The organism is Streptomyces sp. cmx-18-6, from assembly GCF_046548915.1.
Lineage (GTDB): Bacteria > Actinomycetota > Actinomycetes > Streptomycetales > Streptomycetaceae > Streptomyces.
The window spans coordinates 1-20831 of sequence record NZ_JAEBEP010000005.1 but is presented as its reverse complement, the minus strand read 5'-3'; the positions used below and the strand labels follow the sequence as shown (position 1 = coordinate 20831).

The following is a 20831-nucleotide window of genomic DNA, read 5'->3' as shown; positions in this document are numbered from 1 at the left end:
TGGAGTCGTTCAGGGGCGACGCTCCTCCCCCGTGTGGAAGCCCGGTCCTGCCGGGTGCCGTGCAGTGGCAGCCATTCACCCCGCCGCGTAGCTGGGATGTGACCGAGATACGCGCCAAAGGGGCAACGGGATGATCTTGAAGCCCTGATCCGCTCGGATCTATGTGCGGCGACGTGCAGCGGGGTCGCGTTCGGCGACGTGCCGAGCGACCGAGTCGACGCCAGGCCGTGCGTATCGCTCCAGGGAACGGACAGAGGCGTGGCGGGAGCGAGCCAGCAGCATCGGGGTGGAGGTGCCGTCTTCCGCGTCGTGTGTGAGGGCACTGTGCCGTAGCCGGTGAAGCGTCCAGCCGTCCAAATCCTCGATGTCGTCGGGCGAGGCGAGGGGGTTGGCCAGCAGCCGGGTGTTCTCCTCGAAGATCTCCTCAGCGCGACGGTAGGAGAGCCGGGCCCGGCCGGCCTCCGGGCACACGTCGAGTGTCGCCGTTCCGGCCGGCGCCTTGCGGTCGGTGAGGAACAGCGGGCCGCGGGTGCGGCGGGCGATGAGGCGGGGCAGGAGCTGGGCGGTGCCGGACTGCCAGTGAATCCACTCGATCGCCCCGCCCTTGGCGGTGATCTTCCCCCGCTTGTCCTGCGGGTACAGGTCTTCCACGTTCAGGCACAGCACTTCGTCGGCCCGTGCGGCGGACTCGTAGAGCATCTTCCACTGCGTCTTCTCCCGGAGGGCGACGTCGAGGCGCCACAGGGCGGCGATCTGGTTCTCCGCGAGAGCTTTGGTGCGGTCCGGCGGCGCCGGCCGCCGCTCGATGCCGATCGTCGGATCGCACTCGATCCAGCCCTGGCGCTGCCACCAGCCGATCGCCTTGCGCGCGATGGACAACTCCCGGTTGACGGTGTCGGCGTCCATCTCGTCCGCCCGCGCCGCCGCCAGCTCGGCCAGCACCTCGGGCAGCCCCGGGTCATCGATCGCGTCGACGGGGAAGACAGGCGGCTTCGCGCCCCGGCGGGCGGGTCCGGTCGGTGCCAGTTCGCCGGTGAGCATCCATCCCCATGTCGTCAGCGAGATCCGGTAGATCCGTGCGGAGGACTTCGCGATGCCCGCGCCGGTGAGGTAGCGCTCGACCGCCGCGGTGTACGACGCGGGAGGGGCGGACATGGGCACAACGCGGGCGCGCGGTACACGCAACGCGCCCCCGCTCCCGAGTTCGATCACCGGTTCGATCGTCATGCCCTCTCCGCTCTCCCGGTGTTGCCGCAGTAAATGCGTACACCTCGCCCCGGCAGCCGGATTGGTCCACCGCAGGTCGCAGCGATCACCGTAGGGGCTCTGCCGCAGTAAATCCGGCATTTACCGCGACTGTGGATGCGAGAGGGCTGCCCGTGTGGTCCAGGCAATGACGAAGGCCGGTACCACGGGGATCAGTGCCATCCACGGGAGCAGCGTCACCGGGGAGCTACTCAGCAGTCCGCCGGTCAGGGCTCCTCCCCCGATGCCCAGGTTGAACGCGGAGACGTACCAGGAGGACGCGGCGTCGGGTGCAGTGGCTCCCAGGCGGAGAACGCTCGATTGCAGCACTACCGGCAGTGCGGCGAAGGCAACGCCCCATAGGGCCACGGCTACCACGGCGAGTGGCTGCAGTCGGATGCTCGCACCGAGCAGCACCAGTGAGCCGGCCATCAGGGCGACGGTGCCGAGTAAGACGGTGTGCGGGCGACGGTCCACCAGGACACCGCCGAGCCATGTCCCCAGGAAGCCGGCCAGTCCGTACAAGGCCAGGAGCATGCTGGTGGCGGCCTCGCTGAAGGCAGCGGCGTCGTGCAGGAGGGGGGTCACGTAGGTGTATACGGTGAAGTGTCCGAGGATGAGCAGCGCGGTTGCTGTCACCATGCGCCGTAGGCCGGGCAGGCGTAGCGCGCTGCCGAGTCCTGTCGACTGCGGTGGGGCGCAGCAATTGGGTATGTGGGGCAAGAGTCGCTGGGCGGCGGCGAGTGCCCCGAGACCGAGGGCTGCCGCGGCGCAGAAGGCACCGCGCCATCCGACGACGCCGCCGAGGAAGGTGCCCAGGGGGACGCCCAGAACAAGAGCCGTTGAGTTTCCGGCGAAGACGGCAGCTGTTGTGCGGCCCGAGCGGCCGGGCGGGGCGAGCGCGGCTGCGTATCCGGCGACGATCGACCAGAAGACCCCGTGCGCCATTCCGCACAGGAACCGGCCGATCGCCAGTATCGGGTAGCTCTCCGCGACTGCGGAGAGCACGGTGCCGAGGGAGAAGACCGCACTCACGGCCATATAGAGGCGCTTGCGCGGCCAGTCGGCGGTCCAGTGGGTGAGCGGAGCTGCCGTCAGGCCGACGGTGAAGGCGTACACGGTGACCAACAGCCCCACCCGTGATCGCGTGACTCCCAGATCGTCGCTGATCGGCGTCAGCAGCCCGACCGGCAGCAGCTCTGTGGTGACGACGACGAAGGTCGTGGTGGCGAGAACGAGCAGGCCGGCCCGGCGCCGGGCCGGTGACGTCACGGGCGGACCGGCCTGATCCGTGAGGAGTGGAGCGCTCACACGGACGTGGCGGGGAGCGCGGCGAGGAATTCGCGTACGTGGCGGAGCCAGGTCGCCCGGTCTGCCGGGTTCAGGACGTGGGCGGCGCCAGGCAGTTCGACCAGCCGGGCGCCCGGGATGCCGGCGGCCAGTCGGTAGGAGCTCTCGGGCAGCACCAGTCGGTCGCCGGTCGGCACCACCACCAGGGTGGGGGCGGACACCTTAGCCAGGTCGGCCCGGACGTCCACGCGGGACACCAGGTCGAAGTGGTCCAGCATGCCCGGCGGCATCGCGGTCAGGGTCTGGGCGGCTGGCTCGTCCAGGGCGGCCGGTTCGAGGTCCGCGAGGTCCGCCGGGGACATGCAGGACGTAAGGGCGAGCCGTGCCACGTCCTCCCACTGACCAGCAGCCGCCAAGGACTTGATCAGCTGGGCGGCGAGTGCCAGGACGGGGTCGGCGGCAGCGAAGCCGGCGGTGAGGACGAGGGCCCGGACACGGTCGGGGTGCCGTGTGGCGATCCGGACGGCCACGGCGCTGCCGAGAGACTCCCCAAGGACGGCGAACGAGTCCTGGCCGGCCGCGACGGTTGCCGCGACCAGGCGGTCGGCGAGGTCGTCCAGGTCCAGGGGTTCGACGGCTACGGCCGAGCCACCGGCCCCGGGGTAGTGAGGGCCGACGAGGGTGTGGTCCTGGGCGAGGTCGTCGAGGACGAGGCCGAAGTTCCCCACGATGCCGCCGCCAGCGCCGTGCGCGAGCAGAAGTGCGGGGCCGCGCCCCTGCACGAGGACGTCGAGGTGATGAGAGGTGGGAAGCACGTGATCAGTGGTCATGTCGCCGACGCTAGACTCCGACATCGGTGTCAGAGTCAAGTCACGTCGTGGGCAAGGGGAACAGGAATGAGGCGAGCGGCATGCGCATGAAGGAGATGGTGCGGCATACCGGGGTCCATGAGCGGCTGCTGCGCTACTACGAACAGCAAGGACTCCTGACGCCCGACAGGCTGCCCAGCGGCTACCGCATCTACGGCGAGTCGGACGTCGAGACAGTGCGCCGCATTCGCTGTCTGTTGGCGGCCGGGCTTCCGACCGCTCTGATCGCCCAGGTCCTGCCGTGCATCCGGGCGGACGACGAGCACCTCGTGCCCACCTGCCCGGACCTGCTCGCCCAACTGCGGCGGGAGGGCGAGCGAATCACCCGCGCCATCGAAGACCTACAGGCGTCGCGCGCGATCCTCGACACCATCATCACCGCCGCGCCCTCAGGGGGCGCCGGGACACTTAGGCCGACTCAACCTGCCGCTGCCGAGGCAAGCTGACAGGAAGCCCCTGATCGAGCCGCTTGCCGTTGCGAAGCGGCGCCCACACAAGAAGGTTCGCGGTCAGTCAAGCGGCCTGACCGAGACCGGCGGCGGTCAGGTCCTGCTCGCGTAGCGGGGTGAAGTCGACGTCGAGTTTCGGGTCGTACGCGTCGGGCTGGATGCCGAGTTCATGGGTGCTGTACTCACCGAACCGGTTGATGTGTTCGGTGAGGTACGGCGAGATGTGCGCCAGGTCTTCCGGGTCGATCTCCCACCCCTCCTCCAGTAGCTGCCGCACGATCTCCGCGATGTCCAGAGCGTTGTGGAAGATCACCGCGTTCGTGAGCAGCGCGTTGAACTTCATCGCCTTCTCCTGCTCGATGGGGTCGTTGTCGGCGATGACGCCGCGGTTGCCGAAGCCGATCCACTGGGAGAATCGGTTGAACGACTCCACCTTGTTGGTCGCCGCGGTCACCCGCCGGCGTAGCGGTGCGTCGGAGAGGTAGCGCAGGAGCTGGACGGTGCGGATCACGCGGCCGACCTCGCGGAAGGCGGCGTAGGTGGCGTTCTTCCTCGACCCGGAGCGCAGGCGCTTGAGTAGCGTGGAGGAGGAGATGGTGCCCTGGCGTACGGAGACGGCCACGCGCATCAGGTGGCGGAACTGGGACTCGATCAGGTCGAAGTCGATGACGTGCTTGCCCGGCTCGCCGAACAGGGCGTCGATGTGCACGTACTCGTCTCTCTTGGAGGGCCGGTAGAAGGTCAGTTCCTTCCAGTTCCTGATCCTGGGCATCAGGTCGAAGCCCAGCAGGTGGGCGAGCGCAAAGACAGGGAAGCTTTGGCCCTGCGTATCCGCGTGCACGGTGGTCGGCTGTACCTCGCTGGTGTTCTTCAGCAGGCCCTCGATGATGTAGACGGCCTCCCACACGCCGCACGGGATGAAGTGCGTGAACAGCGCGATGTAGGTGTCCGAGACGTGGTGGTAGGCGATGCCGCCGGGCTTGCCGTACCTCACGCTCGTCTCGGAGAGCAGGTTGTCGAGATAGGTATCCATGTGGGTGCCGTCCGCCGCGACGGCGGTTCCGTCGCCCCACGCCTGTGAGATGTCCAGGCGGGCGTGCGCGTTCACCAGGTCGGCGACCGCCTCGTTCAGCAGCACGATCGAGAAGTGCTTGTTGGCGACGTACGACAGCTCGTGTCCGCTCACGCCGGGGATGTGCCGGGCGGCCTCGTACGGGCCCATGTTGGTGCCCTTGACGAACGTGACGATCACGTAGCGGCCCAAGGGGTCGGTGAGCTTAGGCTCGTTGCCCGACGGCGGGCCGAAACGGCGCCACCACTCCACCCAGTACGCGGTCCGGGCCACGATGCCCATCAGGGAACGCTCCGGCATCCTGGCCTTGATCTCCTGCTCCAGCCGCTTCGCCGAGGGCCGCTGGCCGTCAGCCCGGAATGCCTTCAGCGACGGGATGCCTGTCTCCGGGTCGATGACCAGGCCGTCGTTCTCCGGGTACCCGGCGTCCGCCGCTGCGGCGGCGTTTCGCAGCTTGTCCTCCAGCTGCCGGCGGAAGAACTTCGCGTCGAACTCGGCGCTCTCGCCCACCTCGGCGAGGCCGACCTCCACCAGGTAGGACCCCAGCGTCTCTTGGACGACCTCCCAGGCCAGCAGCTGCTCGGACCAGTCGGCGTACTCCTCCGAGCCGACCACCGCGACGTCGCCGGTGCGCAGTTCCTCGGCGAGCGCGGTGAAGACCATCGCCTCGAAGTGCTTGCGCACGAACTGCCCGGAGCGGGTCTTGTCGAGGACGGCCTTGCGCCAGTTCTGGGTGGCGAAGGAGATGTCGACCTCCTTGCCCTCCTCGTTGAAGGCGGTGATGTACTCGCCGCGGGCCGCCTGGTGGCGCTGGGCGTGCGCGAGGGCGTCCAGCACCCGGCTGTCCTCGCTGGTCGCGGTGAACTTCAGCTTGTCGTTGTCGGCAAGGTCGAACATCACCGCCCGGTCCCGGCCGATCTGCCCGTACAGCAGCACTTCCCAGAAGTTGCCGTGATGGGCGGAAACCTTCTCGATCTGCTCGTACTGCTTCGCGAAGCCACCGAAGCCCTCCACCGCGCGGGTGACCGCGCCGAACCCGCCGGCCTGCACCACCTGGGCCTTCACCAGGGAGAGGACCGCCGGGGAGAGCCTGCCCTCCAGCCGCGTCGCGACCTCGTCCACCGGCGCCTCCTCGTCCAGCCCCTGAAGGGCCTGGCGGGCTTCGGCAGTCATGGCCGCGGCCTTCGCGAGCGCCTCCTGGGCCGGGCCGCCCTCGTCGATGTGCTTGAGCACCGTGCGGTAGTTCCCGATCAGGGACTCGACGATCTCCCGCTCGGCGAGCCGGATCTCCTCCAGCTCCACCCTGGCCTTCTTGATCTTCGTCGCCACGCGCTTGCAGAACATCGTCGCCAGGTCGTCCCGCACCCGCATCCTCGCCTTGTGCGTCAGGGCCGCGACCAGCGCGATGCGCTTGACGGGGACGAAGTCCCGCAGCTCCGAGGCGTCCGCCGCGTCCGCTTCCCCGGCGAAGTCGGTGACCTTCCCCGCGGCGACTCCGTCCATCCACACGTCGGTGTCGCCGAGCTCGTCCAGCCATTCCAGACGCTTGGTCAGGTTCTTGAAGTGCGACCAGGTCGGGCCCTTGGCGGGCTTCTTCAGCCGGTTGAACAGCGTCGTCCCGTCACTGTCGCGCTCCTCCAGTAGCCGCATGAGCCCCGCCCGCTGAGCAGCGCTCATGCGGTCGTGGATGCCCGCGCAGATCGACGCGTTCACCTCGGTGCGGATCTTCGAGGCCATCTTGTCGAAGGTCGAGAACCCGGGCAGCTCCAGCCCGGCCTCCACCACCTTCTCCAGCGCGATGTTGATCAGGTCCGCCGGTCGGTTCTTCGCCGCGGCCTCCTTGCGGATCGACTGCTCGACGATTCCGCGGGCCCTGGCCTGGTCGTATGTCACGCCGGCCTGCTTGCGGACCAGGCCCCGGTGGTGCTTGGCGGTCCGCTCAGCCCGGTACACCGGCAGCGTGCCCTCCGGCAGTTCCACCGCCCGCCGGACGAAGTCCACCACCATCTCCGGGACGTCCTCCAGCGCCGGGAAACATCCCATGCGCCGGTACGACTTCAGCATCAGCAGCAGTGCCAGCAGATGCTCATCGCAGTCCGTGGCATCGGCCGCCCACTCCAGCTCATCGCGGGTCGGGGAGAAGAACAGATGCAGCTCATGCGCGGTGATCAGCCGCTTGAACCGCGGATACGCGGTCCGTTCAATCGATGTCACAACCCACCCCAGGCCCCAGACGACGCTCAACATCACCACCAACGACACTGAGCCGAATGGGTGACGGCCGACGGGCGCTCAGGGCTTCAAGATCATTCCGTTGCCCCTTTGGCGCGTATCTCGGTCACACCCCTAGCTCGCCCGGAACCGATCCTGCGCCCGGTCGGCCGGCTCGTCGTCCCCCTGGACCGCTCACCCGTGCTGCACCGCGCCTCCCCACGGTGGCAGTAGGTCTGGCGCGGCCAAAGGGGCCTCCCGTAGTCAGGCTGTGTCCCCAGAGCCCGCACGCAGTGCCGTTCTGAGGGAGTCCCGGTCGCAATCAGGGTCGTGTCCTCGCTTCCGGCTGCCTGGGACTGCCCCCGCGAGCCGCACTCCGCGGCCGACGGTAGGTGCCGCGGCGCCGCCGGCCGCTGGGGGCTCGGTGGTCGCGCGGAGCGCCTGGGTGTGCTGATGTGCGGGTTGCGAGGGATTATCGGAGCATGAGTGGTGATGATCCACTGGCGCCGTCTGGAGAGTGGGGCGGGCGGAGGCGATCGGAGACGGCCGTAGGCGGTGCCAAGCCGTCGGCCTGGTCCTCCCCGGCCTCGCCGGCCCGGCGTCGGATGGGACGACCGTGAGCAAAGACCGACTCCTCAGGCGGTACGAGGCGCTCATGGGGGCCGTGCCGCAGTCGGTATGGGTGATGTCGCCCGGCGGTGTCGTCACCGTGTTGTCCGGAGGCGGGATCGCCGAGAAGCTGTGGACTCCCGGCACTGATACCTCGTGGATGGATGCCGTGCATCCCAAGGACCGGGACTGGTTCCAGCGGGCGTGGCGCAGGGCCACGCAGCAGCGGTCCCCTCTCGACACGATCGTCAGGGTGCGGGTCGACGGTGTCGTCGACCGCTTTCGCCACGTCAAGATCATCGCTGCGCCCGTTGTCGACGAGGACGGTGAAGTCGAGTTCGTCGGGACGGCTACCGACGCGGAGGAGCATTGGCGTGCCCGTATGCGGGAGAAGTTGCTGGCGCGTATGGCGGCGGTGCCCGCGGCCCGCGATCTTTCGGAGGCTTTTCTGACGACGGCGGCGGCCGTCGTGCCCGAGCTCGCTGATGCAGTGGCCATCTTTCGCGTGGTGGACGGCGTCGAGGCCGGTGCGCGCCCTTCCGACCTACCGGCCGCGTCGTCGAAGGAGCGTGTGGGGCTTGCCCCCGGGCTGCCTCCCCTGCCCCCGCTGGACGCCGATTTCGCGCTGGGTCCGGTCGCCCAACGTGCCATCGAGAGCCAGAAGGCCCGGCTGCTGGTCTTCCCCTCTGACGGGCCTGTCGGGGACGGGCTCTCGGACGTTTCCGTTCGGTGGCTGCGGGAGGCCGGGGCGACTGGAGTGGCGTTGGTGCCCGTGGTGGTGGACGGCCGGACCGTCGCGCTGGCAGCGATCGCGACCTGCCGGGGCAACCCGCCCCCGGACGAGGCAGACCTCTCGCTGCTACGGGACGTCTTCCAGCAGATGAGTGGGCCGCTGCGCCGGACGATGGAGTTGCAGAGCATCCGTGACAAGGCGCTTGCGCTGCAGCAGTCGTTCCTGGCGGCCCCGCCGTCTATCGACGGTCTCACGATCACCGCGCTCTACCATCCGGCGGACTCGGCGGCGGAGGTTGGCGGGGACTGGTACGACGCCGTCCGGCTCTCCGACGACGCCCTCGCCCTGTCGATCGGCGATATCGCGGGGCACGACCTCGACGCGGCCATGGCGATGGCACGGGTCAACAGCATGCTGAGAGGGCTCGTGTACGACAGCGGCCCGGACGCCAGTCCGGCGGTCACCCTGAGCCGCCTCGACCGCATCGTGCAGGCCCTCGACAGTCCATCGATGGTCACGGCGGTTCACGCGGTCCTGCGCCGCCAGACACCCGGCGGCTGGCACATCGCCCTGTCCAACGCCGGGCACCCGCCGCCCCTCCTGATCCCGGCGGCCGGGCCGTCGCGGTTCCTGCACCGCCTCACGCCCCCGGACCCGCCCCTGTGCGTCACCGACGATCTCGTCCGCACCACCCTCCACGCAGACCTGCGTGAGGGGGACACCCTGGTGTTCTACACCGACGGGCTGGTGGAGACGCCGGACACGGACATCGGTGACAACCTCCGGCGGCTGCGTGAACGCTCCAATACGCTGGCCCGCCGGAGCTCCCCGCTGCGCTCCCTGGTCCGCGGCCTTCTCCCGCCTCTTCACCACCGCCGGGACGACATCGCCATCATCGCCCTGCAAGCCCGGTCGGCGGACTCATGACCCTTCCCGCATCGACCACCTCATCGTTTGCGCCCGTAACAGTGCCTCTATACCGTCGAGAAGGCCCGTCCCCGGACGAAAGAGGCTCTGCATGAACACGCCGAACGACCGTCACAGCGGGCTGGCAACCACACGGGCCCACTCCGCCCGGGTGTACGACTACATCCTGGGTGGCAAGGACCATTACCCGGTGGATGTGGAAGCAGGCGACGCCATGGCCCGGCACTGGCCCGCCCTGCCCGTACACATGCTGGAGAACCGCCGGTTCATGCACCGCGCCGCCCGCTTCCTGGCAGAGGAACGGGGCATCCGCCAGTTCCTCGACATCGGAACCGGTCTTCCGACGTCCCCAAACCTGCACGAGATCGTGCAGGAAGTGGCCCCGGAATCGCACGTGATCTACGTCGACAACGACCCCATCGTCCTCGCTCACGCCCGCGCCCTCCTGCAGAGTTCACCCGAGGGCGCAACCGCCTACGTGGACGCGAACATGCACGACCCCGACGCCATCCTCGGCAGCCAGGAGTTCCGGGAGCTGATCGACCCGAGCCAGCCCGTCGGCCTCATGGTGATCGGCATCATGCACTTCATCCTGCCCCCGGACGACCGGCGCCTGGTCCAACGCCTGCTGGACCCGCTGCCGTCCGGCAGCTACCTGGCGATGACCATCGGCACCGCAGACTTCGCGCCAGAGGAGGTCAACCGGGTCGCCCAGGAGTACCGCCAGCAAGGCATGCCCTTCGTCCTGCGCGAACTCGCCACAGCCACCTCGCACTTCGACGGGCTGGAGCTGCAGGACCCGGGCGTCACCCAGGTCCACTCCTGGCGGCCCGGACCGGAACAGAACGGCATCGACGGCCGCGACATCGCCATGTACGGGGCAGTCGCCAGAAAGCCCTGAGCGGACGCGGCGTCCACCGGGTATGGATTCCGTTAACGCGCACGCGCAAAACAGCGGGTCAGGAGCCCTTCGCGACCGGCTCCAGAATCGCCACGCACTCCACATGGTGCGTCATAGGAAACAGGTCGAACGCCCGCAGCGTCCGCACCCTGTAGCCGCTCTCCGCGAAGTACGCCAGGTCCCGCGCCAGCGCCGCCGGGTCGCAGGCCACGTACGCGATCTTGCGGGCGCCCAGCCCCGACAGGTGCTTGACCACCTGCTTGCCCGCGCCCGCGCGGGGCGGGTCCAGGACGATCAGGTCGCATTCGGTGATGCCCGTGCGGGGCAGGACCTGGTCGACCTTGCCGTGTTCGATGCGGACCCGGTCCAGGTCCTTGAGGTTGTGGCGGGCGTCCTCGACCGCGCGCTTGCCGGACTCGATGCCGAGCACCGCGCCCTTCTCGCCGATGCGCTGGCCGATGGCTCCGGCGAACAGGCCGACGCCGCAGTAGAGGTCCAGGGCCGTGTCGTTCTTGCGGGGCAGCAGGCCCTGCATGACCGCGCGGACCAGGGTGTTGGCCGCCTGCGGGTGGACCTGCCAGAAGCCGCCGGAGCCGACGCGGTACGTGCGGTCGTCGGCGCGTTCCCGGACGAAGGCGCGGCCGTGGACGCGGTGGACGCCGCCGTCGTGCTCCTCGACGCGGAGTACGGAGACCGGCTTGTCCAGCTCGACCAGGGGGAGCCGGCCGCCGGGCTTCGGGGTGAGGATGACCTGGCGGTCGTTCGAGCCGGTGGCCGTGATCGCCTCCACGGCGGCCAGCTGCGGCCACTCCCGCTTCTCGACGCCGAGTTCGGAGACCCCGGGGGCGGCGATCAGGCAGTGGTCGATCGGCTGCACGTCGTGCGAGCGGTGCTTGCGCAGGCCCGCCCGGCCGTCCGCGTCGATCGCGTACTGGACGCGCGTGCGCCAGGCCGGGACCTCGCCCGGCGGGAGCTTGTCGCCCTCGGCGGGCATGACCGTGCCGTCCCAGCCGGCTTCCTCGGGGCTCAGGCCCGCCAGGCGCTGGAGCTGCTCGGCGATCACCTCGCCCTTGAGGCGGCGCTGCGCGCCCGGCTTGGCGTGCTGCCAGTCGCAGCCGCCGCACTTGCCGGGGCCGGCGTAGGGACACGGGGCCTCGACGCGGTCCTTGGACGGCTCGATGATCCGTACCGCGTCGGCCCGCAGGAAGCGGGAGTCCGTCTCGCCCTCGGTCACCTTCGCGATGATCTTCTCGCCGGGGAGCGTGTGGCGTACGAAGAGGACCTGGTTCTCGGCCGTACGGGCGATGCAGTGGCCGCCGTGTGCGACAGGACCGACCTCGACCTCGTACTCCTCCCCGACCAGCGACGACGTGGGTGCGTTCTGCATGAGGGGAGGCTCCAGGGGGAGGGTGGGAGAGGGCGAGCGGGCGAGCGTGCGCGCCCGGACGACAGCGCCGGACGACAGCCCACCAGTCTACGTGGCGGTGGCCGGAGTGCTCACCACAGGCGGGGGCCGCCCCGTCACCCCCTGCGGTTCAGGTCTTTGTGCCTGCGTTCCACCGGGCCGCGCCGTACCGAACCCGGAGCGCTCCAGTTCGCTCGCCTGCGCGCCCGCTTCCTAGCCGCCTCGGAGGACTGGAGCTGGTAGGGCACGGAGGTGACCATGACGCCCGGCGTGAACAGCAGGCGGCCCTTGAGGCGCAGGGCGCTCTGGTTGTGGAGCAGATGCTCGTACCAGTGGCCGACCACGTACTCCGGGATGTACACGCTGATCACGTCGCGCGGGCTCTGGCGGCGCAGGCCCTTGACGTACTCGATGACCGGGCGGGTCACCTCGCGATAGGGCGAGTCGAGGATCTTGAGCGGTACGTCGACGCCGCGCCGCTCCCAGTCCTCGCGCAGCGCCTTCGTCTCGGCCGGGTCGACGCTGATGGAGAGCGCCTCCAGGTGGTCCGCGCGGATCAGCTTGGCGTAGGCGAGGGCGCGCAGCGTGGGGCGGTGGAGCTTGGAGACCAGGACGATCGCGTGGACGCGGGAGGGGCGGACGCTCTCGTCGGGGGACGCGTCGTCCGCGGCGATCTCGGCGGCGACCCGGTCGTAGTGCTTCCGGATCGCGGTCATCGTGCCGTAGAAGATCACCATGCCGAGCAGCGCGACCCAGGCCCCGTGGCTGAACTTGGTGGCCAGGACGACCACGAGCACCAGGCCGGTGAAGAAGGCCCCGAAGGCGTTGATCGCGCGGGACCGGACCATGTGCCGGCGGCGGGCGGGGTCCCGCTCGGCGGCCAGGTGGCGGTTCCAGTGCCGCACCATGCCGGTCTGGCTGAGGGTGAAGGAGACGAAGACGCCGACGATGTAGAGCTGGATCAGGCGCGTGGTGTCGGCCCCGTAGATCCAGACCAGCAGCACGGCGGCGCCGGCCAGCAGCACGATGCCGTTGGAGAAGGCGAGCCGGTCGCCCCGGGTGTGGAGCTGGCGCGGCAGATAGCGGTCCTGGGCGAGGATCGAGCCGAGCAGCGGGAAACCGTTGTACGCGGTGTTCGCGGCCAGGAAGAGGACCAGCGCGGTGGCCGCGGCGAGGCCCATGAAGAGGAACGATCCATGGCCGAAGACCGCCTCCGCGACCTGGGCGATCACCGGGTCCTGGGTGTATCCCCCGCCGACCGGGACGCCGTCGCGGATCAGGTCCTTCGCCGGGTTCTCGGCCATCTTGACGTCGGTGGCCATGGCCAGGGCGATGATCCCGCAGAACATGGTGACGGCGAGCAGGCCCATCATGGCGAGCGTCGTCGCGGCGTTCCTGCTCTTCGGCTTGCGGAAGGCGGGCACCCCGTTGCTGATCGCCTCCACGCCGGTGAGGGCGGCGCAGCCGGAGGAGAAGGCGCGCAGGAGCAGGAAGACGAGCGCGAAGCCGGCGAGCCCCTGGTGCTCGGCCCTGATCTCCAGGTCGGCGGTCGGGGCGTGCATGGCGTCGCCGAGGACCAGCCCCCGGAACGCGCCCCACAGGAGCATCAGGAACACGCCCGCCACGAAGAGGTAGGTGGGGACGGCGAACAGCTTCCCGGACTCGCTGACCCCGCGCAGGTTCATCAGGGCGAGCAGGACGATCGCGCCGGTGGCGCAGAGAGCCTTGTGCTCGATGACGAAGGGGATCGCCGAGCCCAGGTTCTCCACGCCGGCGGAGACCGACACCGCGACGGTGAGGACGTAGTCGACCAGCAGGGCGCTGGCGACGGTCAGTCCGGCCCGGGGTCCCAGATTGGTGGTGGCGACCTCGTAGTCGCCGCCGCCGCTCGGGTACGCGCGAACGTTCTGCCGGTAGGAGGCGACGACCGTGAACATGAGGACCACGACGGCCAGCGCGATCCACGGGCTGAAGTGGTAGGCCGACACGCCCGCGATGGACAGGACCAGGAGGACTTCTCCCGGGGCGTACGCCACCGAGGACAGCGGGTCGGACGCGAAGACGGGGAGCGCGACGCGTTTGGGGAGGAGGGTCTCCGCCAGCTTGTCGCTGCGCAGCGCCCGGCCGATCAGGATCCGTTTGGGCACGTCGGTCAGTTTGGACACGCTGAGGATCGTAAGCGGAGCCTGTGGCGGTGGAGGACGCCTGTTCGCCGTGGCCCCCTTGTCTCCTGCGACAGGAGCGGAATCGGGCCACAATCCTTAACGGAATCCTTGCGACCGGCACCGCGCCCTCTACCCCCTCTTTGCCGCGGTGCCGGGCCGGCTTCGCCCCGTGGCCCGGTGGAACGCGCACGCGGATGAGGCAGGGGGTGCGAGGCGGCATAAGCTCAGGCGTGGGCAACGCGGTGGTGGTTGCCCCGTTGTTTGCCCGGCAAGCTGAGAGAGAAGTGTGAGCAGGGTGTTTTCGCAGGTCAGCCGGATGACCAGGACGGCGAGGTAGACGCACGGTGCACATCGTCATCATGGGCTGCGGGCGTGTCGGAGCAGCTCTCGCGCAGACCCTGGAGCAGCAGGGGCACACGGTCGCGGTGATCGACCAGGACCCCACGGCGTTCCGCCGCCTCGGGTCCGGGTTCGGCGGCCGCCGGGTCACCGGGGTCGGGTTCGATCAGGACACCCTCCGCGAGGCGGGGATCGAGGAGGCCGGGGCGTTCGCCGCGGTCAGCAGCGGCGACAACTCCAACATCATCGCGGCCCGGGTGGCCCGCGAGATGTTCTCCATCGAGAACGTCGCGGCCCGCATCTACGACCCGAAGCGGGCCGAGGTCTACCAGCGTCTGGGCATCCCCACCGTGGCGACGGTGCGCTGGACGGCGGACCAGATGCTGCGGCGGCTGCTGCCGTCCGGCGCGGAGCCGCTGTGGCGCGATCCGAGCGGGGGTGTGCAGCTCGCCGAGGTGCACACGACGCCGTCCTGGATCGGCCACCGGATCAGCACGCTCCAGGAGGAGACGGGCGTGCGCGTCGCCTTCCTCACCCGGTTGGGGGAGGCCATTCTGCCGACGTCGCAGACCGTCCTGCAGGAGGGCGACCTGGTCCACGTGATGATGCGTACGGACGAGATCGCCAAGGTCGAAGAGTCCTTCGCCGAGGGTCCCGAGGAGGGCGGTCACTGATGCGTGTGTCGATTGCCGGGGCGGGCGCGGTGGGCCGTTCCATCGCCGCCGAGCTCCTGGAGAACGGGCACGAGGTGCTGCTCATCGACAAGGCGCCGAGCGCCATCTCGGTGGAGCGGGTCCCCTCGGCCGAGTGGCTGCTCGCGGACGCCTGCGAGATCACGTCGCTGGACGAGGCGGCGTTGCAGCGCTGCAACGTGGTGATCGCGGCGACGGGCGACGACAAGGTGAACCTGGTCGTCTCGCTGCTCGCGAAGACCGAGTACGGCGTGCCGCGGGTGGTGGCGCGGGTCAACCACCCGAAGAACGAGTGGCTGTTCAACGAGTCCTGGGGCGTCGACGTCGCGGTCTCGACGCCGCGCCTGATGTCGGCCCTGGTGGAGGAAGCGGTGAGCGTCGGCGATCTGGTCCGGCTGCTGCGCTTCAGCCACGGCGACGCCAACCTGGTGGAGCTGACGCTGCCGCCGGAGTCGGCCCTGGCCGGCACCCGGGTCGGCCAGGTGGCGTGGCCCGAGGACACCTCGCTGGTGACCATCATCCGCGGTACGCGGGTGCTGACGCCGAGCCCGGAGGAGTCCCTGGAGGCCGGTGACGAGCTGCTGTTCGTGGCCGCCCAGGCGCGCGAGGAGCAGCTGGAGGACCTGTTGTCGGTCCGCCGCGACCCGTCGTCCGAGAGCTGACGCGGGGACCGTTGTCCGAGAGCTGACGCGAGGACACAGGAGGGGCCCGTGACCGTCGTACGGTCACGGGCCCCTCCTGTACGTGCGTTCTACGCCTCCGGGTTGCGGAGCCCGGCCGCGGCCTGCGCCGCCTTGCGGTCCTTCTCGGCCTGCTCCTCGGCCTCCATCTCGGCGAAGACGTCGATGGGCGGCGGCGCCTTGGCGAGGAAGACCCAGGTCAGGTACACCGCGAGCAGGAACGGCGGGATCTTCAGCGCGACCAGCACCCAGCCGAACTGAGTGGTGTCGCCCCACCAGTAGAGCGGGAAGAGGATCGCGCACTTGGCGAGCAGGATGAGGCCCCAGGCGTAACTGGCCTTCGTGTACGCCTTCTTACGGCCCGGGTTACGCGTCCGCCAGGAGAGGTTCTCCTTGAAGACCGGGCCCAGGACCAGCCCGATCAGCGGCACCCCGGCGGCGGCGGTGACGAGGTAGGCGACGGCCAGCCCCAGCGTGTAGAGCATGCCGGGCAGGTAGAAGTCCTTGGCGTTGCCCGTCATCATCGCGAAGACGACACCGAAGGCCACCCCGAAGACGCCGCTGAAGGCGTGCTTCACGGTGTCCCGGCGGATCAGCCGGACGGCCACCAGGGCCAGGGACACGGCCAGGGCGGCGATGGCCGAGACGTGCAGGTTCTTGTTGATGGTGAAGATCGTGACGAAGAGCAGTCCGGGCAGGACTGTCTCCACCATGCCGCGCACGCCGCCGAAGGCTTCGAAGAGGGCGGCTTCGGTGACCGCCTTCGACTCGGCGTCCTGCTGAGCGGCGTGCCTCCCGCCGGCGTCACGCTGTTCGGTGCGGTGGGGCTGGTCCGTGTCGGACGTCGGCTTGTCGAGAGACGTCACCGGCTACTCCTTGCCGAGCGGTCGGAGTTCGTATGTGGGGTTGAACAGCACCCGGCGCCCGTGGCTCATGGCGACCCGGCCCGAGGCGATGATCCGGCGGCCGGGCTCTATGCCGACGATGGAGCGCCGGCCCAGCCAGACCACGTCCAGCGGCTCGGTGCCGTCGAAGAGCTCCGCCTCCAGGGCGGGCACTCCGGCCCGGGGACGGAGGGTGACGGTCCGCAACGTACCAGCCACTTTCACGATCTGCCGGTCCGAGCACTCGGAGATCCGGGTGCATCCGGTGGCCTGGGCGTCCTCCCGCAGCTCCTGGGACTCCAGGTCCTCCTGGGAGCTGGAGAGCCGGTCGAGCATGCGGCGGAAGCGCCCGGACGGCCTCTCCGCCCTGCCGGCCTTCTCGTGTCGGGGAACAGCACTCATACCCGAAGGGTACCGGTCCCGCGCGCCGTGTACGGAGGCCCGGGTGGACCACTCGAAAGGGTGAACCGGTGCGCCTCAGCCGCGCTCGAAGCGGTATCCCATGCCGGGCTCGGTGACGAAGTGCCGGGGGTGGGAGGGGTCCGTCTCCAGCTTGCGGCGCAGTTGGGCCATGTAGACCCGCAGGTAGTTGGTCTCGGTGCCGTAGGAGGGGCCCCAGACCTCCTGGAGGAGCTGTTTCTGGCTGACCAGGCGGCCGCCGTTGCGGACGAGGACCTCCAGGAGGTGCCACTCGGTGGGGGTGAGCCGTACGTCGCGGCCCGCGCGGTGCACCTTCTTAGCCGCGAGGTCGACGGTGAAGCCGGCCGTCTCCACGACCGCCACGTCCCCGGGGACGTCCTGCCCGACCGGTTCCGACCGGCGTACGGAGGCGCGCAGCCGGGCCAGCAGCTCGTCCATCCCGAACGGCTTGGTGACGTAGTCGTCGGCCCCCGCGTCCAGAGCCTCCACCTTCTCGTCGGAGGTGTGGCGCGCGGAGAGGACGAGGATCGGGACCCGGGTCCAGCCGCGCAGGCCCTTGATCACCTCGACCCCGTCCATGTCGGGCAGCCCGAGGTCGAGGAGGACGACGTCCGGGTGGAGGGCGGCGGCGAGCTGGAGGGCGGTCGCTCCATCGGCCGCCGCGTCGACCTCGTAACCGCGCGCCTTCAGGTTGATCACGAGGGCGCGTACGATCTGCGGCTCGTCGTCGACCACAAGCACCCGAGTCATCGGGGACCTGCCTTTCTGCTGGGGAGGCCGGGGAGGCCGTGATGGCTGTGATGGCTGTACGGGGCGGGGGCGGGCCCCACGCGGGGCCGGCCCGTCATGGGGCGGCCTCCGCGGGGCGCGCCGCCTGAGCCTGGTCGGGCCGGGTCCGGGCGGCCTGGGTCGGGGCCCGTCCCGGTGCGGCGGTGAGCGTGAGGACCATGGTCAGTCCGCCGCCGGGAGTGTCCTCGGCGTCCAGCGTGCCGCCCATGGCCTCGGCGAAGCCCCGGGAGACGGCGAGGCCGAGGCCCACCCCCGCGCCGCGCGGGGCGTCTCCGTACCGCTGGAACGGTTCGAAGATCCGCTCCTTGGCCTCGTCGGGGACGCCGCGCCCCCGGTCGACGACCCGGAGCTCGACGCGTTCGCCGAGCGCGCTGGCGGCCACCGCGATGCGCTCCCCGCCGGGCCCGTACTTGACGGCGTTCTCCACGATGTTGGCGACGACCCGCTCCAGCAGCCCAGGATCGACGGCGACCATGGGCAGCGTCTCGGGGATGTCCAGCTCGACGCTGCCCTCGGGGACGCCGCCGAGCGCCATCGGCACGACCTCGTCGAGGTCGATCTCGCGGATCAGCGGGGTCACGGTGCCGGTCTGGAGGCGGGACATGTCCAGCAGGTTGCCCACCAGGTTGTCGAGCCGGTCGGCGCCGTCCTCGATGTTCTCCAGGAGCTCGGCCTCGTCCTCCTCGGACCAGGCGACGTCGTCGGAGCGCAGCGAGCTGACGGCGGCCTTGATCGCGGCGAGCGGGGTGCGCAGGTCGTGGCTGACGGCGGCGAGCAGCGCGGTCCTGATCCGGTTGCCCTCGGCGAGCCTGCGGGCCTGCTCGGCCTCCCCGACCAGGCGCTGGCGGTCCAGGACGACGGCAGCCTGGGCGGCGAACGCGCCGAGCACCCGGCGGTCCTCGGCGGGCAGCACCCGGCCCGACAGCGCGAGCGCCATGTTGTCGCCGACCGGCATGTCCACGTCCGCGTCATCGGGGCGGGCGACCGGGGCGGGCCCGACAGACCCGGCGCAGGTCCACGGCTCGACGTCGCTGGCGCGTTCGAGAAGGGCGACGGACTCCATGGCGAAGGTCTCGCGGACCCGCTCCAGCAGGGCGTCGAGCGCGGTCTCGCCGCGCAGCACGCTGCCCGCCAGGAAGGAGAGGATCTCCGACTCGGCCCGCAGCCGGGCGGCCTGGTGGGTGCGCCGGGCCGCCAGGTCCACCACCGAGGAGACCGCCACCGCGACCGCGAAGAAGATCACGATGGCGACGAAGTTCTCGGGGTCCTGCACGGTCAGGGTGTGGGTCGGCGGGGTGAACCAGTAGTTCAGGAGCATGACGCCGACCGCGGCCGAGGCGAGGGCGGGCCGCAGTCCGCCGAGCAGGGCGGCGGCGACCGTCAGGAACAGGAAGAGCAGGACGTCGTTGGCGAGGCCGGGCCCGTTCTCCAGGCTCCGCAGCAGCAGGGAGAGCAGGACCGAGCCGGCGACGCCGACGAGCCAGCCCCAGATGATCCGGGCCCGCCCGAGCCGGGCTCCGCGCGCGATGGGCAGTCCGCGGCCCTTGGCCACCTCTCCGTGCGTGACGATGTGGACGTCCAGGTCGGGCCCCGACTCCCGGGCGACGGTGGCGCCGACCCCGGGGCCGTAGATGTACTGCCAGCTCTTGCGGCGGCTGGAGCCCAGCACGATCTGGGTGGCGTTGACGCCGCGGGCGAACTCCAGGAGGGCCGCGGGGATGTCGTCCCCGATGACGTGGTGGAACGTGCCGCCGACGTCCTCGACCAGGGTGCGCTGGACGGCGAGCTCCTTGGGCGACGCGGAGGTCAGCCCGTCGCTGCGCGCGATGTAGACGGCGAGGATCTCGCTGCCGGAGCCCTTGGCCGCCATGCGGGAGGCGCGGCGGATGAGGGTGCGGCCCTCGGGCCCGCCGGTCAGGCCGATGACGATGCGTTCGCGGGCCTGCCAGGTGGTGCGGATGTCGTGCTCGCCCCGGTACTGCTGGAGGTACTCGTCGACCCGGTCGGCGACCCAGAGGAGGGCCAGCTCGCGCAGGGCGGTGAGGTTGCCGGGGCGGAAGTAGTTGGACAGGGCGGCGTCGAGCTCGTCGGGCTGGTAGATGTTGCCGTGCGCCATCCGGCGGCGCAGCGCCTGGGGCGACATGTCGACCAGCTCGATCTGGTCGGCCCGCCGCACCACCTCGTCGGGCACGGTCTCGTGCTGCGGGACGCCGGTGATCGACTCGACGACGTCGCCCAGCGACTCCAGGTGCTGGATGTTCACCGTCGATATGACGTCGATGCCGGCCCGCAGCAGCTCTTCGACGTCCTGCCAGCGCTTGGCGTTGCGGGAGCCCGGCACGTTGGTGTGGGCCAGCTCGTCCACCAGGGCGACGGCGGGGGCGCGCTCCAGGACGGCTTCCACGTCCATCTCGGTGCGGACGGCCGAGCGGTAGGTGATCTCGCCGCGCCGGACCTGCTCCAGGCCGTGGAGCAGCGCCTCGGTGCGCGGCCGGTCGTGGTGCTCCACGAAGGCCACCACGCAGTCGGTGCCGCGCTCGACCCTGCGGTGGGCCTCGGAGAGCATCGCGTACGTCTTGCCGACGCCCGGCGCCGCGCCCAGGTAGATCCGGAGTGTGCCGCGTCCCATGGCCCCATTGTCTTCTACCGTCCGGCCGTGGGAGTCCCCGGCCGGTGGCGCCCGGTGCGGCTGCCGTCCTCGACGCTACTCCGCGCGGGTCCCGCTCGGAGGGCCGGGAGGCGGTCGGAGCCACGGCGCGGGAGGGCCGGGCGCGGAAAAGCCGGTGGGCCGCACCCCGGGAAGGGATGCGGCCCACCGGCCGCCGCCGTGACGACGTACAACGGAGGTCACCACATACTCGGCCGCCGCCGTGACGGCGCACCGCTGAGGTCACGACCTGACGGCTGGGGCCGTGCCAGGCGTCGCGGACCCGGTCAAGATCCGCCGGACATGCCCTAGCTGTATTGACCCGCAGGGTTGTTGACTCGGCTGATCGGGGGCTGGCCTCCGAGTGCGGTGTGGCAGCGGTGGTGGTTGTAGGTGTGGAGGAAGTCTGCCAGGGCTGCCGTGCGCTCGGTGTTGGAGGTGTAGGGCCGCTGGTAGGCCCATTCGTCGGCGAGGGTGCGGTTGAAGCGTTCGACTTTGCCGTTG

The 20831-nt window shown here is 70.3% G+C and carries 16 protein-coding genes; 5 read left to right on the top strand and 11 right to left on the bottom strand.

The genetic code is table 11. The features are described from left to right. Positions 1-159 precede the first annotated feature (159 nt). From ACLJPL_RS13295 to ACLJPL_RS13285, 3 genes are all read right to left on the bottom strand, one after another. A complete protein-coding gene (locus tag ACLJPL_RS13295) occupies positions 160-1227 on the bottom strand; it encodes a tyrosine-type recombinase/integrase (RefSeq protein WP_411081004.1) in 1068 nt (355 codons plus the stop codon). Positions 1228-1347: 120 nt separating this feature from the next. Further along, positions 1348-2517 carry an MFS transporter gene (locus ACLJPL_RS13290; RefSeq protein WP_411081003.1) on the bottom strand — a complete coding sequence of 390 codons (1170 nt, stop codon included), beginning with the start codon at positions 2515-2517 and terminating at the stop codon, positions 1348-1350. A gap of 35 nt (positions 2518-2552) precedes the next feature. Continuing rightward, the gene (locus ACLJPL_RS13285; RefSeq protein WP_411081002.1) at positions 2553-3365 is read right to left on the bottom strand and encodes an alpha/beta fold hydrolase; all 813 of its coding nucleotides are present in this window, start codon (positions 3363-3365) and stop codon (positions 2553-2555) included. An 80-nt stretch (positions 3366-3445) separates the two neighbouring features. Here ACLJPL_RS13285 and ACLJPL_RS13280 point away from each other — a divergent pair, with 80 nt between their 5' ends. After that, positions 3446-3850 (top strand): MerR family transcriptional regulator, encoded by a 405-nt coding sequence (locus tag ACLJPL_RS13280; RefSeq protein WP_411081001.1) that lies wholly within the window; start codon positions 3446-3448, stop codon positions 3848-3850. Between the two features lie 67 nt (positions 3851-3917). On the opposite strand, the gene ACLJPL_RS13275 is transcribed toward ACLJPL_RS13280, so the two are convergent. Next, positions 3918-7139 (bottom strand): Tn3 family transposase, encoded by a 3222-nt coding sequence (locus ACLJPL_RS13275; protein ID WP_411081000.1) that lies wholly within the window; start codon positions 7137-7139, stop codon positions 3918-3920. 613 nt (positions 7140-7752) lie between these two features. On the opposite strand from ACLJPL_RS13275, the gene ACLJPL_RS13270 reads away from it, so the two are divergent. Next, entirely contained in the window at positions 7753-9405 is a 1653-nt protein-coding gene (locus ACLJPL_RS13270) for a SpoIIE family protein phosphatase (protein WP_411080999.1), read from the top strand. Between the two features lie 91 nt (positions 9406-9496). Further along, entirely contained in the window at positions 9497-10306 is an 810-nt protein-coding gene (locus ACLJPL_RS13265) for an SAM-dependent methyltransferase (RefSeq protein WP_411080998.1), read from the top strand. A 58-nt stretch (positions 10307-10364) separates the two neighbouring features. Here ACLJPL_RS13265 and ACLJPL_RS13260 read toward each other — a convergent pair whose 3' ends face one another. Together ACLJPL_RS13260 and ACLJPL_RS13255 are read right to left on the bottom strand one after the other, a co-directional pair. Then, positions 10365-11693 carry a class I SAM-dependent RNA methyltransferase gene (locus ACLJPL_RS13260; RefSeq protein ID WP_411080997.1) on the bottom strand — a complete coding sequence of 443 codons (1329 nt, stop codon included), beginning with the start codon at positions 11691-11693 and terminating at the stop codon, positions 10365-10367. A gap of 134 nt (positions 11694-11827) precedes the next feature. Continuing rightward, positions 11828-13876 carry an APC family permease gene (locus ACLJPL_RS13255; protein ID WP_411080996.1) on the bottom strand — a complete coding sequence of 683 codons (2049 nt, stop codon included), beginning with the start codon at positions 13874-13876 and terminating at the stop codon, positions 11828-11830. Between the two features lie 344 nt (positions 13877-14220). Here ACLJPL_RS13255 and ACLJPL_RS13250 point away from each other — a divergent pair, with 344 nt between their 5' ends. After that, entirely contained in the window at positions 14221-14889 is a 669-nt protein-coding gene (locus ACLJPL_RS13250) for a potassium channel family protein (RefSeq protein ID WP_411080995.1), read from the top strand. Next, complete coding sequence (locus tag ACLJPL_RS13245) at positions 14889-15569, top strand: potassium channel family protein (protein ID WP_411080994.1); 681 nt, start codon at positions 14889-14891, stop codon at positions 15567-15569. The genes ACLJPL_RS13250 and ACLJPL_RS13245 overlap by 1 nt, the downstream gene beginning before the upstream one ends. Before the next feature lie 89 nt (positions 15570-15658). Here the strand turns inward: ACLJPL_RS13245 and ACLJPL_RS13240 are convergent, their stop codons facing one another. From ACLJPL_RS13240 to ACLJPL_RS13220, 5 genes are all read right to left on the bottom strand, one after another. Further along, positions 15659-16453: a DUF3159 domain-containing protein gene (locus ACLJPL_RS13240; RefSeq protein ID WP_411080993.1), complete on the bottom strand. Its 795-nt coding sequence runs from the start codon at positions 16451-16453 to the stop codon at positions 15659-15661. A 3-nt stretch (positions 16454-16456) separates the two neighbouring features. Beyond that, a complete protein-coding gene (locus ACLJPL_RS13235; RefSeq protein WP_176725505.1) occupies positions 16457-16873 on the bottom strand; it encodes an OB-fold nucleic acid binding domain-containing protein in 417 nt (138 codons plus the stop codon). A gap of 75 nt (positions 16874-16948) precedes the next feature. After that, the gene (locus ACLJPL_RS13230) at positions 16949-17641 is read right to left on the bottom strand and encodes a response regulator (protein ID WP_411080992.1); all 693 of its coding nucleotides are present in this window, start codon (positions 17639-17641) and stop codon (positions 16949-16951) included. A gap of 94 nt (positions 17642-17735) precedes the next feature. Next, entirely contained in the window at positions 17736-20309 is a 2574-nt protein-coding gene (locus ACLJPL_RS13225) for a DUF4118 domain-containing protein (RefSeq protein WP_411080991.1), read from the bottom strand. Between the two features lie 326 nt (positions 20310-20635). Next, a partial coding sequence (locus ACLJPL_RS13220) for an integrase core domain-containing protein (protein WP_411080990.1) occupies positions 20636-20831 on the bottom strand: 196 nt, incomplete at its 5' end.

What these genes read in the sequence shown, in the direction of transcription:
- ACLJPL_RS13245 (WP_411080994.1), top strand. Translation starts at nt 14,889, where the DNA reads ATGCGTGTGTCGATTGCCGGGGCGGGCGCGGTGGGCCGTTCCATCGCC.
- ACLJPL_RS13230 (WP_411080992.1), bottom strand. Translation starts at nt 17,641, where the DNA reads ATGACTCGGGTGCTTGTGGTCGACGACGAGCCGCAGATCGTACGCGCC.
- ACLJPL_RS13265 (WP_411080998.1), top strand. Translation starts at nt 9,497, where the DNA reads ATGAACACGCCGAACGACCGTCACAGCGGGCTGGCAACCACACGGGCC.
- ACLJPL_RS13260 (WP_411080997.1), bottom strand. Translation starts at nt 11,693, where the DNA reads ATGCAGAACGCACCCACGTCGTCGCTGGTCGGGGAGGAGTACGAGGTC.
- ACLJPL_RS13285 (WP_411081002.1), bottom strand. Translation starts at nt 3,365, where the DNA reads ATGACCACTGATCACGTGCTTCCCACCTCTCATCACCTCGACGTCCTC.
- ACLJPL_RS13225 (WP_411080991.1), bottom strand. Translation starts at nt 20,309, where the DNA reads ATGGGACGCGGCACACTCCGGATCTACCTGGGCGCGGCGCCGGGCGTC.
- ACLJPL_RS13280 (WP_411081001.1), top strand. Translation starts at nt 3,446, where the DNA reads ATGCGCATGAAGGAGATGGTGCGGCATACCGGGGTCCATGAGCGGCTG.
- ACLJPL_RS13295 (WP_411081004.1), bottom strand. Translation starts at nt 1,227, where the DNA reads ATGACGATCGAACCGGTGATCGAACTCGGGAGCGGGGGCGCGTTGCGT.
- ACLJPL_RS13235 (WP_176725505.1), bottom strand. Translation starts at nt 16,873, where the DNA reads ATGAGTGCTGTTCCCCGACACGAGAAGGCCGGCAGGGCGGAGAGGCCG.